Below are 16484 nucleotides of genomic sequence, written 5' to 3'. Positions count from 1 at the left end.
CATAAGTCTCCTGTCGGGTTAAAGATGGTTTTTATGCCCTCCGACACCCAGACTACCATTCCGAATATTCCTCATGTTGACTTTCAAGCGCCATACAGTTCTAGTCTGCATTTTTGTCTGCACCCTTTCTACATGGAACCCGAGAAAATCAAGGGATACGTAGGGAGCTATATAAACTATCTCAAAAAATTAAGAAACCCGTGAGCCCTTGTATTTTAAGGATTCACGGGTTTCAACTGGTCGGAGCAAAACAACTTGAACGTATGAACCTGGACCTAAAACCCTTATATAACCTTCAAACAACTTCAAAAATTGTAGCTAAGAAAATCAATGAAAAATCACTCTATTAATAGACAACTTTTGATAACATCTTAATTAAATTAACCTCTTAGTCGCTCCTGTGCCAGAAGAGCGGCACCCAGAGCCCCTGCCAGTTGAGATTCCGGCAGGACAATTATCTCCCTGCTCAGTTCACGGGACAGAAAGCCCTTCACCCCTTCATTCCGGGCTACTCCTCCTGTAAAAACCACCAGATTACCTTTTCCCACTCTACCGGTCATTGCTGCTACCCGGCGGGCAACAGAAAGGTGTATGCCGGCAATGATTCTCTCCTTAGCCACCCCCTGAGCCAGCAGGCTAACAACCTCGGACTCAGCAAAAACCGTACACATATTGCTGATTTCCACCGGATCAGCCCCCTTAGACAATTCAGCCAATTCGCTAATATCAGACTCCAGCGCCGTGGCCATCACCTGCAGGAACCTTCCGGTACCGGCAGCACATTTGTCATTCATGGCAAAATCATTGACATTGCCGCGCCCATCTGTAATAATGACCTTGCTGTCCTGGCCGCCGATATCAATAACCATATCTGCGCCTGACACCAAGTAGTTGGCGCCTTTAGCATGACAGGTTATTTCCGTTATGGCCCTATCAATAAAGTCCAGGGACACCCTGCCGTAACCGGTACCTACAACATAATTTATATCACTTTGTGAAAAACCTGATATATTCAAAAGTTCCTCAAAAATATCCCGTCCGGCCTGTCGAGGACTGCACCCGGTAGGGCGAATTAAACTCTGCCGGATTTCACCTGTTAATAACACAGCTTTGGCGGTCATCGAACCCACATCTATACCCACCGTAACCATAACCTCTCACCTGCCCAGCATTTCAATAAAAGCAGAAATTCTTGTCCTCAACTGCTGCAAATCAGAAACAGAGTAGTCGGTTTCCAATTGTAGGTATGGCAATCCCAGACTGTCCCTGACATGACGCCGAATTAATTCACCCTCCACGCTATAGGTATGACAGGCCTGCCAGGTAAGATCTACCACCCCGTCTATTTCGTATTCCTTGGCCAACCTGTCAATCAAGTCAAAACGCCCCTCATTGGGGGACAGGCAGGAGCAGGGGACTTTTAAATACCTCCCGGCAATTGCTTCCAGGGGGTCCCTCTCCTCATTCTCGTCCACCAGGGTATCCAATGTTTTGTAGCCACTGCAGTTTTCAAAGCAAACAACACTACCGCCACATTCCTCTGCCAACCTCACTACCTTTTCCGAACCGAGTCCCACCGGGCAACCGGTCAAGAGTATACGCGGGGTTCCAACTCCAAAGGGTGATATTCCCTTCTCAGCGTTTTCTTTGATTTCCTTAACTAATTGATAAAGCAGTTTAATACCGTCTTCTTTTTCTACATTAAATCCTTTCATCCAAATGGCTGTGAGCATATCTAATCCTGTTAGCGGGGCCGGGTTCAGCTTATTCAAAGCATGCAAGTGCCTCATTAACAGACGTTCTCTGTTGGATAATTTTATGGCCGTACGTAAATTTTTCCGGCTAATTATGACTGACCCCCAGGTTTCTTTCCAGTACTTCTTTTAATAAGAATAATTCGTCAATCCACCATTGAAGTGCACCGGCACGGTCGGTTCCCTGGGGCAAATGCATTACATGCATGGGTTTATACTGACACAGCAGTTCATACATTTTTTTCTTTCCGTCGCAAGTAGTTTCAGCGATGACAAAATCCGAAAAGCGAAAATACGGACAGGTATCAGTTATCGCAAAGCCAAAGCTTGATTTGATTAAAGGACAAAGATTCCTAGGCAATACTTTTTCAGCCTCCGCAATGGGTTCATTCCTGGTCCCGCACAGGCTAACCGGCAGAGCTCCGGCAGCCAGAACTAATTCCTGGGGAGAATATGCACAATACATGCCTACAATTTTTTTATTATTCCTTCTGGCATGTTCCAGGAACAGAATATTTTGATCCCGCATATCATCAAATATTTTCATCGTCTCGGGTCGCATTAGAAGTCCACCTCTCATTGAAAATAAGCTATCATAATATTCTTTCTATATTTCATATGTCTTTCCTTCATACTATATATGAATTTTATTTATAGGAAGACCTAAAAAGAAAAAACTATTTTTATTACCGAATTGACATTGCCACTTATGATAACCAGGCTGCCCGCTGCTTTTTGGGCCAACTCCAAATCGACCCAATTATCGCAAGCACGATTTTCTGTCTATTGACTGGCGTCATGTATGTAAGTTGAAACTCAAAGAGGTTAATTTAAATATGAAAAAAAATTATTTGTGTTATAATAAATAATCATGTTAAAATGTTTTAAAATAAAGCTAAATCGCCCTATGACTCAAAATTAGTTGTTTTCATTTAGAATGTTTTAAAGAAGATTGCTGTAAAAAAAGAAAGGAGTGTTTTGATTTTGCACGAAAAAGTTAAGGAAGTTCTGGGAAAAGTACGCCCTTATCTCCAAAGGGATGGTGGAGATGTTGAATTAGTGGATATTACTGCTGACGGGATTGTAAGAGTTAAATTGAAAGGTGCTTGTAGTGGTTGCCCTGGGGCCTTAATCACTCTTAAACAAGGGATTGAGCGGGTGCTCAAACAAGAAATTCCTGAAGTTAAGGGAGTCGAACAAGCATAGCACAGCATAGTGACAACCTCCCCTTTATAGGGCGAGGTTTTTTGTTGTATAATAATACTAATTTTACACATTACCTATTCAGCATCTCAATAAAGGCGGAAATTCTTATCTTCAATTGCTGCAAATCATTAACAGAATAGTCGGTCTCCAACTGTAAGTATGGCAATCCCAGACCATCCCTGACGTAACGACGAATTGATTCACCCTCCACGTTATAGGTATGGCAGGAATGCCAGGAAAGATCCACCACCCCGTCTACTTCATATTCCTTCGACAGTCTGTTAATTAAATCATAACGCCCCATATTGGGTGAAAGGCAGGAACAGGTAATTTTTAGGTATTTCTCGGCTATAGCTTCCATAGGGTCTCTATCCTCACTTTCATCTACCAGATCATCCAACGTTTTGTAACCGCTGCAGTTTTCAAAACAAACCACACTACCACCGCATTCCTCCAGCAACTTTACTACCTTTTCCGAACCGAGTCCCACCGGGCAACCTGTCAAGAGTATGCGCGGTGTTCCTGGAGAAAATGGCGACATTCCCTTCTCTGCATTCATCCTGATATTTTCAATTAGTTGCTCAAATAGTTCAATTCCATCTTCTTTATCTATACTAAGAATACTGGTAAGCATATCTAACCCCGTTAATGCGGCCGGGTTATGCTTATTCAAAGCATGCAGGTGCCTCATTGCCAAGCGCTCCCTGTTTGATAATTTTATGGCGGCCCGTAAATTTTCCCGGCTTATTACCACCCCGAGGTTAAACTCCAGGGCTTCTTTTAATAAGTACAATTCATCTACCCACCAACGTAGTGCACAGCCCCGGTCAGTTCCCTGGGGCAGGTGCATAACATGAATGGGTTTATATTGGCGCAACAACTCATACATTTTTTTCTTACCATCACAAGTAGTTTCTGCAATAATGAAATCCGATAAGCGAAAATAAATGCAGCTATCGGTTATTGCAAGGCCAAAACTTGACTTAATCAAAGGACATAGGTTTCGAGGCAACACCTTCTCCGCCTCCGCAATGGGCTCGTGCCTGGTTCCACAAAGACCGACCGGCAGAGCCCCGGCAGCCAAAATTAATTCCTGTGGGGAATAGGCACAGTACATTCCTACAATTTTTCTATTACTTCTTACTGCATCCTCTAAAACCAGTATATTCTGATCCGGCATATCAGTGAACTACCCCCGCTTACGTTCCACTAAGAAGCGGGGGCTTCCAAAGGAACATCAACGAGCGTTTCCTGATTCATCAGCCACGGCCTACCGTTACAAAGAGCAATAGGTCTTACACGGCCTCCAGCAGGCATGATTTCGGGCGGTCCCCGCCCTATAACTATATATCTAAGCCGCTAGCATTTCTAAGCCACGACGTTCTATCAATATGGCTGACACCAAATCCCTAGGCATAACCATTCCACAAGCAGGACACCGGTGCACTCTGACACTCAAATCCTTTGGCACATTGGCACCACAAAGACATGTCTGGGAAGTGCCATGAGGAGGGACAGGAAGAAATATTTTACCATATCTGTGACATTTATACTCCACAAAGTTTCTGAATGTACCCCATGAAGCATCATGAATGCTTTTAGCTAGGTAGTGATTTTTGACCATGTTCTTGATCTTTAGGTCTTCCATGAAGACAATATCATGGCTCTGAACCACGTCTAGACTGGTCTTGTGTAGAAAGTCTTTCCGTTGATTAGTTATCTTAGCATGAAGTTTAGCCACTTTAGTTTTAGCTTTCCCTCGGTTGTTAGAACCTTTCTTTTTGCGAGAAAGTCTTCGCTGTTGTTTGGCTAACTTCCTTTCTGATTTACGATAGTATTTTGGGGTTTCTATTTCTGTACTATCAGACAATACCGCAAAATGTTCAAGGCCCACGTCTATTCCAATGGATTTGGTACTGTCGGTAAGATTTTCGAGTACTTCCACTTCGGCGGTCAAATTAGCGTACCACTTACCACCGTGATACTTTATGTTAACCCTGGATATTTGACTGGCATCAAATTCCCGGTGAGTTGTCATTTTTACAAAACCAATCTTAGAGAGATAGATTTTACCTGGCTTAGAGAAAGTTTTCTTTACAGCATCCACCTGGGGATAGGTAAATGATGTGTAATGGTCACGGTTTTTGAACCGGGGGTATCCAGCTTCTTTGGCAAAAAACCGCTGATAGGCAAAGTCTACCCGGCGCAAAGTATCCTGCATTACCTGACTATGAACTTGCTTGTATTCCAGATGTTCTTTTGTATAGCCCGGCAGCATATTCTGCTGTTTATTATATGTCAACCCCTGGCCGGTTTCTTTATACACACGCTGACGCTCAGATAAAGACCAGTTATAGAGTTTCCGGCAAAGTTTTAGTGTGTGAAACATTTTTTTCTGTTGCTCTTTGGTCGGACGCATTTCAAACCGGTAGACAATTTGCAAATGATTCACCTCTTTTCACCCTGGGTTTCAATGTACTTCTTAATTACTTCAATGGGTGCACCACCTGTAGTTAGAAGACAAAAACTTTACGACCAAAAATATTCTTTCCATAATTAGGGTGAGCCTTGAACAATATGTGTGTGTGCTTTGTCATGGTTGTATTCAAGAAAACTAATATTATATTTTGGTACAATATACTCACCAATTTCTTTGATACGGTTTGCTATTGTGTCGTTTATAACTTTTCTGCGGTATTTTACTACCAAAATCAGATGATATGTGAGTAAGAAGACTGAGTGGCTATTTGTATCAAGTTTGCTCAATAATAATCAACCTTTCGTTATTGCGTCTGATTATATTTTGCCACATCATAGAGGCTTTGGCAAACATTTTATTAGTACACAAAACAAGGCCGCCATTCATCCCACCACCTTAGAGGTGGGGGAATTCTGGCGGGGTTTAGTTAAATGTTTTTAACTCTTCGAAAAGATTGAAATTAACAAATTCTTTTAACATTTTCAAAGTACTTAACCCAATTTCAATTCTTGAAAATTTAAGTGATTTACAGATTTTTAGTTTTTTTAAAGGATCAATTCCCCAAAGACAAAGTGATGCTGTAGAAAGACCGATTCTGTAACTATCCATAATATCACCTCAAGATAAAATCCACTCAAATTAATCAAGTGGATTTAGATAGTGGCTAACATCTGGAATTGCATAGCTAATTAGATATAATATGTATTTGTAAAAAGAAACACCATAAAATTTCACTGGTGGGCCATGAGGGAATCGAACCCCCAACCTGACGATTAAGAGTCGCCTGCTCTTCCAGTTGAGCTAATGACCCTAAAAACACACATAAAATAAAAATGTGTAATATTATAAAGTTGGCTGGGGCAGCTGGATTCGAACTAACGAAATGCCGGAGTCAGAGTCCGGTGCCTTACCGCTTGGCGACGCCCCAATGTAAATTTATTATTGTGTTTATTGGTAAAAAATTTTGCCTAAAATATTAAATTAATTACGGAGAAATAAGTTCGGACTCAACTAGACCCCCACTTATATCCAAGAAGCCAACGAGCTATAGCCTAGTGGAACTTTTCTTTGCCCATAAACATATTATAACATAACTAATTATTATAATACAAATAACTTTTTTTCATATTTAATCTTTGAGGATTTATTATAGATAACTTAACTATAAAGATTTTACTTACTAATATAGGTATATATAAATAATTCTTGTCTGCATTTTTTCTGCATGTTTATGTTCATTATTTCAAAAAATCGAAAATAAAAAACCTGTTAAGCCTTATTCATAAGGCTTAACAGGTTTTTTCATTGGTCGGAGCGACACGACTTGAACGTATAAGCTTGAACCTGAAACCCTTATAATTCAAGGGCTTTATTTTACTTGTCTGCCGTTTTGTCTGCATCTAAAAATTCAGCTATACTCTCGCCTTTTCTAAGAGCATGAGCATATACAGAAGCAGTAGTTGCCGGGGTACTGTGACCTAAAAAAGCAGATACTGTTGTAAGCGGAACTCCTTCATCAAATAGAATTGAACCTGCCGTATATCTCAGATCATGGACTCGAATATGATCTAGTAGACTGTCCCGTAAATTCTTTCCCTTTTAATTAACTAACTTAACAGAATAGTACGAGTACGAAACTGCTTTTTGATAGCTTAGCAGGAAGCATAAGTAAAATTAGTTACAACCATAAGAAAAGCGATCCATAAATTAGGAGAGATATCTCCTTTTATGTCGAATCCTATTAATAGCATTATAAATGAGAAAAGAATGCTTTTATTATGATGACGAACGGTTGATCCTTTTTTTCTATCGGGGGTAAATTGAGTTATGGGTAAAAAGAACAAACGCTTTAATTTAACTGATAAACAAGAAGTAGATCTTGTAAAAATAGCTAATGGCCAGAAAAGTGAAGTAAGATTAGTTTTTCGCGCAACAATCATTCTAATATTGGCATAAGGGTTAACCGCCAAAGAAGTAGCTCAAAAGTTAAATACCACCCCTAAAACCGTGAAGAAATAGCGTAATCGCTTTCTATGTTCCGGAATTAAAGGTCTTCATGATCTTTTAACCGAAGCAGCTAATAATTACATAGAAGACTTCCAAATGAGTCGTTCAAATATATGGCAAACTTTGAACGAAATCAACCTAAAACCACACAAATTTGAAATGTGGCTACATAACAAAGATCCTGCATTCAAAGAAAAAACAAATATAATTGTAGATATATATAATAACCCACCTGAAGATGCAGTGGTATTGTGTGTTGATGAGAAAACCGGAATCCAAGCAGTTGAACGAAAATACGAAACACAGATACCAAAGCCGGGAAAGCCCGGAAAATATGAATACGAATACATTCGGCATGGAACACAGTCATTACTAACCTGCTTTGACATTAACACAGGTGAAGTTTATGCGGAATGAGGATCTACACGAAAAGCTGACGATTTGATAGCATTTTAAGAGAATATTGCAGATAAATATATGTGTTACAAGGGCTGTTATTATTTGGGACAATCTTAATATTCATCATGATGGCCCGTCAGAACGTTGGACGGAGTTTAATAAAAGACACGATAATAAATTTGAATTTGTCTGTACCCCTATACATAATATTCAAATATTAGTTATGTCAGATTACTTTTCAAGACTTCGGAAAGACTTCGGAAAATCTTTTCCGAAGTCTTTCCGAAGTTCAAACCTAAAATTTTCGTTATTTAATTATGTATTTTCTATTGCTGGCCTTTTCCTTAAGGTTTGTAGCAACTATTAGATTATTCTCTACCAATTTTTCTAACCTATAATCAATTTGATTTTCTGTAAAAATACCTTTTAATGCTTTAATAATTTCTTTTCTCGCTACCGGTTGATTATCTCTTACATATTTCCATATTTTTTTAGAATCTGCGGGTAAACCCTTAAATTTAATATCTTCCTCTAAGCCTGACAACTGCGGAGACAGCTCATAATACGCCCAACGACGTGTTCCCGACATATTAAGAGCACCAACTTGAACCATATCTCCAAGCTCACGCGTAGCAATAACTGTATCAACACCACATAACCGCTGATAATCCCTGTTTGCAATACGGCCTTCTTTATGTGCATACACCAGTGCTAATCTCTGGTTACTATTTAATTTATTAATATTAATGCTATCAAGCCATTTCAAAGCCTCAGATCCGAGCAAATGATGGTTTTTAAAAGTTAAGTTAAACCGACTCAATGTATTTTTAAATAGCGGCGGAGACAGGTTATATTTGCGCATTGCTGCAATTATTGCCCCGACCCCCCCGCCCCTGTTCTCCACAATCCCCGAATCTTCAGCGATACGCATTAAAGCTGAGTTACGGGCCTGCTGAACATCGGGTTGGTCAATATTATCTAAAGTTACCGTTCCAAATAAACCACCTGGGTTTGAGATAGTAAGTCGATCTGGAAAGAGGGATACTTGAATTTGGCTTCCCCTTGCTTGAGGAGAATAGTCACGGTGTAAAAGTGCATTAGCCAGAGCCTCACGTAATGCCTCCCTGGGATACTCCCATAGTTCATCACGTTCTATAGATCCTGTAATTACGGTCCTTTTTTGCAAGTGTCTGCCTAATAAGAGAATCAGCCTTTGCAATATTGTCGTAATATTACCCTCAACCGGCTCATTAACCAGATATCGTTCTCCATTGGGACCGGGTTGATTAGGGTCACTATTAGGATAGACTAAAAAAACTACACGTAAATTTGGAAAAATGAATTGTGGCATTTTACCGAACATTAGGAGACCGGCAACTGTTGGCGTTAGCCTTCCATCTCTTTCAGCGAGAACGCGCGTAGATCTTAATATAGTATTTTTATCTGCATCACCAATAGGCCCCTGTGCCCGCTCTCTAACACGAGCAATAAATGCATCTATTGACTCCTGCTCTAAATCCGCTTCGCTAGTTTCATCAATAAACTCCATATCATGTCTTGGCTGCCCCCTGTTTTCTATCAACTTAAGCACTTCATACTCTGTCAATTGATGATCACCATCTGCCTGACGCATGAAAGAACCATGATAAATACCACGGGCTTTTATGTAAACAGGTTTCTCAGGGGTTCCTGCTTCCGGCACTTCAATTACCAAAAGTATTCTACCGCTAATATTATGAAGAGAAAATTGTGGACGTATCGGTGGCTCAAGCTCCTGGGCACACATATTTGTAACCGCTGACTGTAACCGATCAATATTATTAACTCCCAAGATAGGAAAGGTTGGCGCATCACCCACACCCAATAAGACAATTCCTCCACCGGTTGCGTTACTAAATGCCGAAAGTGACTCCACCAGACTACGAGGTATGTCAACTCGGGCTTCTTTACACTCCACTTTCTGTGTTTCTACCTTGCCTAACTTTAATTCTTCAATTAGCTCCATTAATTCTTCCGTTAACATCTCTAAACCACCCATTATTAATTAGTAAGCCATTTCCTTTAACTAAAATACCTCGCTTTAGTGCTTATTAAAATACTCTTATTGTGATATGACAACATTGAAGACAAGTAACATTAATCTTAGTAATGCAACTCAACATAATTTACAGTAATAATTCTATGAAAAAATTAAGCCCTGTTTCACTAAACTCTCCTATTTTATAATTTATTTCAAATAAATTTTTTGTGGACAGATACCTTAATCGCAAAATTATTCCCGATAGCTATATACTGATCTAACAAGGCAAATAAAGGGGCATTTTACACCATTCTACTATATCTATATTAGCGCTTATCCAACTACAAACCACGTTGATTTGTTCCTCCAGCATCGCTTTAAACGTGGCATGTTAAATAAATTTTCCAAAGGCACATTGCTATTAAATACCTTTACACGCTCCCGGGCAAACCCATAATAACAAACATAAGTCTATGTTATTATATCAACAAAAATTATTGTTTCAATACAAATTCCTCTTTTATAATGTTGATTACCTCATCTTCATCCCGGGCATCCTTTAAAAGTCCCTCTTTGCTATAATCTTCAAAAAGCACACCTGTATCAAAATTCACTAGAATTACTTTTTTACGGTTTTTTAGAGCCAGAGCAATTTCTGAAATTGTTCCTGCCTTTCCGGGAAGTGCCACCACAATATCACTGGAAAGCACATTAATATAGTTCCTGCCGTCCCCCATACCAGTAACAATGGGTATATCAATATAACATGAAGCCTGATGTGAATCGTAAGCCGGCAGTATTCCCACCGTCAGACCGCCCTTATCTTTAGCACCCTTTGCTGATGCATCCATAATTCCGGTAGGTCTTCCTCCGTTCAGTAAAACCCATCCTTCTTTGGCGATTAGCCCCCCTAAATTGTAAGCTATTTTATAATCAGAAGGAGAAGCCATACCTCCCCCCATCACCCCAACGATTATCTTTCGGATGACCATTACCTCCCACATTCTATTATACAATCATTTTCCCATCACAACCGGTACAATTAAACTTTCACCAGATCTCGCCTTAAATTCTTTATGGAGTTTTGTACCTACCTCCCGAAAAGGTCTCCATCTTCCTTTTTTAACTCACCATACAACTGAGGAATGTATTGGCTACATGGCTCAAAAGCTTCTACAAGCCTACTGTAATACCAGTCCTGTTCATCTTTTCCCCGATTAAGCAATCGCAGAACATTCACCTTCCTTAAATAATCCCGGGCCATGCTGCGCACAGTAGAAAGAACACACCTTCGGTCTAAAAGAATTCAACTATGGTATAAGACATAAATGCAATTACTCAACCCGGTTCCTCCGGCCAACCTCGATTATACATTTATTTTTAAACTTCAGAAATAGTTATTTAAAAACAACACAAGCACCCATTCTTGATAGGTGCCGTTTATTCTATTTATACATCCTCAAGACTGTCTTATGTTGGGGTCATCCACTTTCCAAAACTGCTCAATTAACTTTAAATTTCTAGTCTCCTTAAAAGTCCATGGGAAATATTGGGACTGTCAAGCCGCATAATACTTTCTTCAGCACTACCAAAGCTCAAAAGGTTGATGCTTCCATACCATACAATTCTTTGGTCCACAACTGCAAATTTTTGATGTATGTCCGATTTTAAAATTAAACTGATACCGGCGCTTTTCATTGAATCCAAGACGTTTTTCAAAGCACTCTTATCCTTATTTCTAGAATCTTCAACCGGTCTAGTCACAACGATTACTCTGATCTTTTTTCGCAATGCAGCATCTAGGTATTGTAGCATTTGTAAAGTGCGCCTCTTCGTAACAAATGGGCTAACTATCAAAATCTCTCTTCCCGCATTTACTAGATCATTACTAAATACCGGCAAAAAGTCGCTCTTATCAAAAATAATATCAATCGAATCCGCTGCAATACTTTCCCCTTTTGCTTTATACCCAATTGATGCATATCCCGTAAGCCTTTTATGGTACATTTTCTCCAGCATCCTCACATGGATATCCACATAATCATATATTTGAACCTCATTTTTGTTTTCATATAATCTATGCAACCTCCCTGCGTATTGCTGTAAAGTGCCTTTCCATGATATTGGCATAGCTAAAAATAAGGTATCAAGACGGGGCTCGTCAAAACCCTCCCCAATGTATTTTCCAGTGGCAATCAATATTAACTGCTTATCTGTAGGAGTTTCAGCTATTTTTGTTAATATCTCTCTTGTATGCTTTCTACCCATGCCGCCCGTTAAAGATATCACGTTAGGAATTCTCTCGCTTAGTTTCTTCGCCAGCAATTCGACATGAGCAGTTCTTTGAGTTAAGACAATACAGTTTCTATTGTTTTCAAAACTTCTGACTACATCATCTACAATTAGCTGATTCCTCATTTCATTAACTACAATTTCGGAATATAGCTCTTGAATCGATACGTCCCGTTCATTTTTATCTAATGGCACTCTTAAAGGCGTGAATCTTGGTATGATAAAATGCTCAAATGGTCTTTTTTCTGCTTGCTTCTTTGCATTATCCCTGTACCGTATAGGACCGCATTGCATAAATATAATCGGATGGTGCCCATCCTTCCTTGTAGGCGTTGCAGTCAACCCATAAACATATTTTGCATTCGTATTTTTTAGTATCTTCTCAAAGCTAAATGCCGAAATATGATGACATTCATCAACAATGACCATGCCATAATTTTTAACGCAATCCTTTACTTCACCCATTCTATTTAAAGATTGCATTACAGCTATGTCAATAATTCCACCTAAACTGTCCTTTCCTGCTCCAATTTGCCCGATAAAACTTTCAGCCTTTTTTCTTCCCCGTTTTTTCGTCTGATTCATTTCCGGCAATAATTCATTAATACTCAAAAACTCGGCTAATTTATTTTTCCATTGTGAAACTAAACTAACTCTATCTACCAAAATAAGTGTATTAACTTTTCTTTCGGCAATTAGCTTTATAGACACAACAGTTTTTCCAAAGGCTGTTGTCCCGGAGAGTACTCCGTTATCATATTTCAGCAATTCATTGATAGCTAAGAGCTGTTCATCCCTGAGGCTACCATTGAATTCCACATCAATATTTCTCCCGCAATTGGTATTGTCTATCCAACTGGCAGCTATCTCAAGCTCTTTAAGCACTGCTATTAAGTCAACTTCACATCCTCTAGGCAAGCATAAGTATTTCCCAACTTCATCAGCGCATGAGATAATCCTAGGCTTTTTAAAAGTCGACATGCGCATAGCCTGGGCTTTGTAGAACTCTGGATTTTTGAAAGCAGCCAAACGTTTTATATAATTTAAAGCCCTTTGAGAAATGCCCGATTTCTCAATGAAAAGCATATTAGCTTTTACAACTTTTAGATCTGCAGGAAAATCATTTTTTGTTAACTTAATTTCAGCTGTTTCCCATGGCTTTTGATCGTCCTCATCATCTTTCTTCAATACTCCTAATTCGTTCCCATGATAAAGTTTTGAAATAAGCATTTCAATATCATATTCAGAAAGTTTTTTAATTGCAGCTAAAAATCCCCATTGGTCAGCATAGGGTTCAAGATTTTCATCAATAAAAACACTATTATTATACTTCCTTGCTGCCTTTTGAAGCGGTAGTGCAATTAAATTTCCTAAGCCGCCTTTTGGCAAGGTGTCCTGACTAGGAAAAAACCTGTCATAAGATTCAAAAGTTATTTCGTGTCTTTTACTCATTGAATAGGTAAGTAAAGCTGTCCCCAATTTTCTGGCTAAAACCGCTGATATCTTATTTTCAAAGAAAAACCAGGCATGGGCTCCATTGCCGGAACATGAACGCTCAACGGCAACAGGAATATTATATTCCATACATACTTCTCTAAGCACAGAAATATCCTTTTGCCAGCCTTCATCATCAAAATCAATAGCTAAGAAGTAACATGTTTCATCAAGGCATAGGGGGTATATTCCAACAACAATATTCCCTTTTAAATGTTCTTCAATAACCTTTTCATCTAAAGCAGCATAAGCCTTTTTGATACAATGATCGCATTTTATCTTTGGTTTACTGCATACTCCAGATTTCCATTCGTTTAGACATACAGGTGAGTACCCGTTCTTAACCTTCTTTTTACTCTCCCATCTTTTTGCATAAACATCCTCTCGGCCTTTAAATAATGACATAAATAGTTTAATTTTTTCAATAGGGGTAGCATAGATGTTCATACCCGAGAGTAAAACTTTATTTACAGGTTCCTGTTTTAATACTTTTGCTATTGATTTTTGTTTATAAACTTTATCTGTAACATAGTGCTGTTCTACAATGCCTAGTTGTGCCTTTAAATTATTTATTTCTATCTTCAAATTATTGTTTTCAACAAGTACTGCTTGATACTTTTTAAGCAACTCTTCAAAATTCATAATGGCACCCTTTGCATTATTTATAATGTTTCCACATTATTATAACTTGAACAGGAAATTAACTTCAACCTTACCTAGACATAGTCATCATTTTTGTATTATGTAGATTTTCGTCAGCGTTTATATTCAATATTTCCATAAAATTGCATATAAAGACCCGCTAAGCTTTAATTTATTCGGCTTTGCGGGTTTCATTATTGGTCGGGGCAACAACCTTGAACAGATTAAATTCCTGCAGCAAGAGGTTTTTACCGACATCACAGCCAGCAGCGTTGCCATTTTTCAATTGATTAGTTTATTTTTTATATTCTACCACTTTCCTGCAGGATTTGCCGGTTACTAAAGATCCCGATCTAGCGATTCCTACGGTGGCCCGGTCTGTGCTGATTATTATACCTTGCGTAACATATTTTTGACACCATACAAGATCTAAGGATCTGTTTGTCCAGGAGTAGCATGGTTTACCATCTCATGATAACGAATAAATTCATAGACCTTCAGTTTTTCAAACCTATTAAATAAGATGTTTTGTAAATTAGCTTTATATAGATGGATTATAACGTTTGTATCTAGAGATACCTCCATTAATCCATCCTCCTAAGCAAATCATCGAAGCTTTCATCTTCCGCTCCTTCCACTTCTGTTAAAAATTCTATATCGGCTACTTCTAAATCTACATATTTTAAAGCTGTTTCAAGACTCTTAATCGGTATTAGTTTTTCATTGTAATTTGAAATGACCCATTCCAAATACTCAGCCGGTACCTTCTTTGCCTCTGTTGACCTACACAGGTCAATGTTCGCATTAATAGCACTTAATAGTCTTGTTGCGGTATTCTCAAGCTTTTCTAATTTTAACCAATCCAAATGGGTGTTATCTAGTTTTCCTAACGCTTTTAACCTAATAAGTGCCATATCATAACTAACATAAAAAGCTGTTTGTATTCTTGCAATGTCCATTCCACTCAGCTTGGCTATACTCTTATCCTTTAATTCATGTCTAATAAATTTATCCACTTGCTCCCTAGGCATTAACAAACATGCCGCAAAATAATTCGCCTCAACCTCATATTCATCTCTATCATCAAAATCATTATCCTTGATTATGGTTAACCCCTGTTCTGATAGATGTAATTTCTGATGCCCAAGTTCGTGAGCAACAGTAAAAATTTCTCTTGACAATATTAGTGAAGAATTTGAAAAAATAATCCTTTCGGCATCCTTTATCAAAGCAAACCCTAAAAAGGCATCACTGCCAATAGGATACCTGACAACCCGGTACCCTATTTTTTCAGTCGCCTCAAATATGTTATAAAAACCATAATCTGCAGCCTTACATTCAGCTCTGACATTATTAGCAATTTTTTCAATAGCAAGCTGTCTATTTTTATTCATCCACATTGACCTGCCTTACACTCTTATATAGCTTTCGATGGGCGTAAAATGTGTCAATCATATCATTAATGAATATGAATTTATCTTCTTGAATAGTAGCGCCATTTTCTCTGAACATCGGTTGTTTTTGATCAGTATTGTCTACCGAAGAAGTTATCTCTTCTGTTTTAATCCCTAGAATCTGAGCAATAGCTGTAATACTAGCATATGAGGTATCTATTAAACCTTTCTCAATCCTAGCATACTTCTGTCTTGTACAACTCATTTTTTCAGCAACCTGCTCTTGTGTAAATCCCTTGGATTCCCGCAAGGCTCTAATTCTTGCTCCTAAAACCGCGTTCATGACACCACTCCCTTTCAGATAAAGTATATATTTCATTCTATGAAAAAGTCAAGAATAATGTTATGCTTTCGTAACATCAATAGATATTATTTCACAAAAAACACTGGGATAAACATAATTTTGTTGCAATATTATAACACGGGGTAAATCTTTATACTTTTTATACCGATTTTCTTTATGTATTTCTAGGGTCGGCAGGGCTTCAGCTACTGGGCCAATAAAAAAACTCTATAAAGCAAAAAAGCCCCCTAGGGCTTGATTTTACTGGTGTCGGAGACCAAAATCGAATCGATACGAGGTAAGAACCAGGGTATTAAGATTAACCTTCGGCACCTCATTCTTCGTTAATATTTGTCTGCATCTTGTCTGCATGTTTATGTTCATTATTTCATAATTTTGCAAGTCAAAAACCCGCTGAGCCTTTATTTTAACGGCTTTAGCGGGTTTTTTACTG

Annotated in this window: 15 protein-coding genes, 2 tRNA genes and 1 pseudogene; 3 read left to right on the top strand and 15 right to left on the bottom strand. The window is 38.6% G+C overall.

The genetic code is table 11. The features are described 5' to 3' along the window. Window positions 1–380 precede the first annotated feature (380 nt). From DTOX_RS07155 to DTOX_RS25095, 3 genes are read right to left on the bottom strand one after another with little or no spacing between them, the layout of a single operon-like run. The gene (locus DTOX_RS07155) at window positions 381–1151 is read right to left on the bottom strand and encodes an acyl-CoA dehydratase activase (RefSeq protein ID WP_015757045.1); all 771 of its coding nucleotides are present in this window, start codon (window positions 1149–1151) and stop codon (window positions 381–383) included. A gap of 6 nt (window positions 1152–1157) precedes the next feature. After that, on the bottom strand, window positions 1158–1790 hold the full coding sequence (locus DTOX_RS25100) for a 2-hydroxyacyl-CoA dehydratase (RefSeq protein ID WP_340140011.1): 633 nt from the start codon (window positions 1788–1790) through the stop codon (window positions 1158–1160). A 52-nt stretch (window positions 1791–1842) separates the two neighbouring features. Then, window positions 1843–2316: a 2-hydroxyacyl-CoA dehydratase gene (locus DTOX_RS25095; RefSeq protein WP_340140010.1), complete on the bottom strand. Its 474-nt coding sequence runs from the start codon at window positions 2314–2316 to the stop codon at window positions 1843–1845. A 422-nt stretch (window positions 2317–2738) separates the two neighbouring features. Here DTOX_RS25095 and DTOX_RS07145 point away from each other — a divergent pair, with 422 nt between their 5' ends. After that, complete coding sequence (locus tag DTOX_RS07145) at window positions 2739–2960, top strand: NifU family protein (protein ID WP_015757044.1); 222 nt, start codon at window positions 2739–2741, stop codon at window positions 2958–2960. Between the two features lie 70 nt (window positions 2961–3030). On the opposite strand, the gene DTOX_RS07140 is transcribed toward DTOX_RS07145, so the two are convergent. From DTOX_RS07140 to DTOX_RS22080, 7 genes and pseudogenes are all read right to left on the bottom strand, one after another. Further along, window positions 3031–4140, bottom strand: coding sequence for a double-cubane-cluster-containing anaerobic reductase (locus DTOX_RS07140; RefSeq protein ID WP_015757043.1), 1110 nt, complete (start codon window positions 4138–4140; stop codon window positions 3031–3033). A gap of 171 nt (window positions 4141–4311) precedes the next feature. After that, window positions 4312–5403, bottom strand: coding sequence for an RNA-guided endonuclease InsQ/TnpB family protein (locus DTOX_RS07135; protein ID WP_015757042.1), 1092 nt, complete (start codon window positions 5401–5403; stop codon window positions 4312–4314). Between the two features lie 5 nt (window positions 5404–5408). Beyond that, a pseudogene (gene tnpA, locus DTOX_RS22085) lies at window positions 5409–5726 on the bottom strand (IS200/IS605 family transposase). A gap of 136 nt (window positions 5727–5862) precedes the next feature. Further along, window positions 5863–6048 carry a hypothetical protein gene (locus DTOX_RS07130; protein WP_015757041.1) on the bottom strand — a complete coding sequence of 62 codons (186 nt, stop codon included), beginning with the start codon at window positions 6046–6048 and terminating at the stop codon, window positions 5863–5865. A 126-nt stretch (window positions 6049–6174) separates the two neighbouring features. Further along, window positions 6175–6250, bottom strand: a tRNA-Lys gene (locus DTOX_RS07125). A 41-nt stretch (window positions 6251–6291) separates the two neighbouring features. Continuing rightward, a tRNA-Gln gene (locus tag DTOX_RS07120) sits at window positions 6292–6367 on the bottom strand. 446 nt (window positions 6368–6813) lie between these two features. After that, a complete protein-coding gene (locus tag DTOX_RS22080; RefSeq protein WP_083773527.1) occupies window positions 6814–7002 on the bottom strand; it encodes a tyrosine-type recombinase/integrase in 189 nt (62 codons plus the stop codon). Between the two features lie 264 nt (window positions 7003–7266). On the opposite strand from DTOX_RS22080, the gene DTOX_RS24760 reads away from it, so the two are divergent. Next, the gene (locus tag DTOX_RS24760) at window positions 7267–7395 is read left to right on the top strand and encodes a hypothetical protein (RefSeq protein WP_278184575.1); all 129 of its coding nucleotides are present in this window, start codon (window positions 7267–7269) and stop codon (window positions 7393–7395) included. A 147-nt stretch (window positions 7396–7542) separates the two neighbouring features. Further along, window positions 7543–7863, top strand: a complete 321-nt coding sequence (locus tag DTOX_RS07115) for a hypothetical protein (RefSeq protein ID WP_042315531.1) — start codon at window positions 7543–7545, stop codon at window positions 7861–7863. 289 nt (window positions 7864–8152) lie between these two features. Here the strand turns inward: DTOX_RS07115 and DTOX_RS07110 are convergent, their stop codons facing one another. The 5 genes from DTOX_RS07110 to DTOX_RS07085 all read right to left on the bottom strand — a co-directional run bounded on the left by DTOX_RS07110 (window position 8153) and on the right by DTOX_RS07085 (window position 16030). Beyond that, complete coding sequence (locus DTOX_RS07110; protein ID WP_015757040.1) at window positions 8153–9868, bottom strand: ATP-binding protein; 1716 nt, start codon at window positions 9866–9868, stop codon at window positions 8153–8155. A gap of 491 nt (window positions 9869–10359) precedes the next feature. Further along, window positions 10360–10857: a TIGR00725 family protein gene (locus DTOX_RS07105; RefSeq protein WP_015757039.1), complete on the bottom strand. Its 498-nt coding sequence runs from the start codon at window positions 10855–10857 to the stop codon at window positions 10360–10362. A gap of 520 nt (window positions 10858–11377) precedes the next feature. Continuing rightward, window positions 11378–14293, bottom strand: coding sequence for a TOTE conflict system archaeo-eukaryotic primase domain-containing protein (locus tag DTOX_RS07095; RefSeq protein ID WP_015757038.1), 2916 nt, complete (start codon window positions 14291–14293; stop codon window positions 11378–11380). Between the two features lie 584 nt (window positions 14294–14877). Continuing rightward, the gene (locus tag DTOX_RS07090) at window positions 14878–15687 is read right to left on the bottom strand and encodes an ImmA/IrrE family metallo-endopeptidase (RefSeq protein ID WP_015757036.1); all 810 of its coding nucleotides are present in this window, start codon (window positions 15685–15687) and stop codon (window positions 14878–14880) included. Continuing rightward, on the bottom strand, window positions 15680–16030 hold the full coding sequence (locus DTOX_RS07085; RefSeq protein ID WP_015757035.1) for a helix-turn-helix domain-containing protein: 351 nt from the start codon (window positions 16028–16030) through the stop codon (window positions 15680–15682). The genes DTOX_RS07090 and DTOX_RS07085 overlap by 8 nt, the downstream gene beginning before the upstream one ends. Window positions 16031–16484 lie beyond the last annotated feature (454 nt).

The organism is Desulfofarcimen acetoxidans DSM 771, assembly GCF_000024205.1.
Lineage (GTDB): Bacteria > Bacillota > Desulfotomaculia > Desulfotomaculales > Desulfofarciminaceae > Desulfofarcimen > Desulfofarcimen acetoxidans.
The sequence above is the reverse complement of the archived record's forward strand: the minus strand, read 5'-3'. Positions and strand labels throughout refer to the sequence as shown.

Coding starts and splice junctions, on each gene's coding strand:
- DTOX_RS07105 (WP_015757039.1), bottom strand. CDS start 10,857: ATGGTCATCCGAAAGATAATCGTTGGGGTGATGGGGGGAGGTATGGCT.
- DTOX_RS07095 (WP_015757038.1), bottom strand. CDS start 14,293: ATGAATTTTGAAGAGTTGCTTAAAAAGTATCAAGCAGTACTTGTTGAA.
- DTOX_RS07155 (WP_015757045.1), bottom strand. CDS start 1,151: ATGGTTACGGTGGGTATAGATGTGGGTTCGATGACCGCCAAAGCTGTG.
- DTOX_RS07085 (WP_015757035.1), bottom strand. CDS start 16,030: ATGAACGCGGTTTTAGGAGCAAGAATTAGAGCCTTGCGGGAATCCAAG.
- DTOX_RS07115 (WP_042315531.1), top strand. CDS start 7,543: ATGAGTCGTTCAAATATATGGCAAACTTTGAACGAAATCAACCTAAAA.
- DTOX_RS07110 (WP_015757040.1), bottom strand. CDS start 9,868: ATGTTAACGGAAGAATTAATGGAGCTAATTGAAGAATTAAAGTTAGGC.
- DTOX_RS07090 (WP_015757036.1), bottom strand. CDS start 15,687: ATGAATAAAAATAGACAGCTTGCTATTGAAAAAATTGCTAATAATGTC.
- DTOX_RS07130 (WP_015757041.1), bottom strand. CDS start 6,048: ATGGATAGTTACAGAATCGGTCTTTCTACAGCATCACTTTGTCTTTGG.
- DTOX_RS25095 (WP_340140010.1), bottom strand. CDS start 2,316: ATGCGACCCGAGACGATGAAAATATTTGATGATATGCGGGATCAAAAT.
- DTOX_RS07140 (WP_015757043.1), bottom strand. CDS start 4,140: ATGCCGGATCAGAATATACTGGTTTTAGAGGATGCAGTAAGAAGTAAT.
- DTOX_RS25100 (WP_340140011.1), bottom strand. CDS start 1,790: ATGAGGCACTTGCATGCTTTGAATAAGCTGAACCCGGCCCCGCTAACA.
- DTOX_RS24760 (WP_278184575.1), top strand. CDS start 7,267: ATGGGTAAAAAGAACAAACGCTTTAATTTAACTGATAAACAAGAAGTA.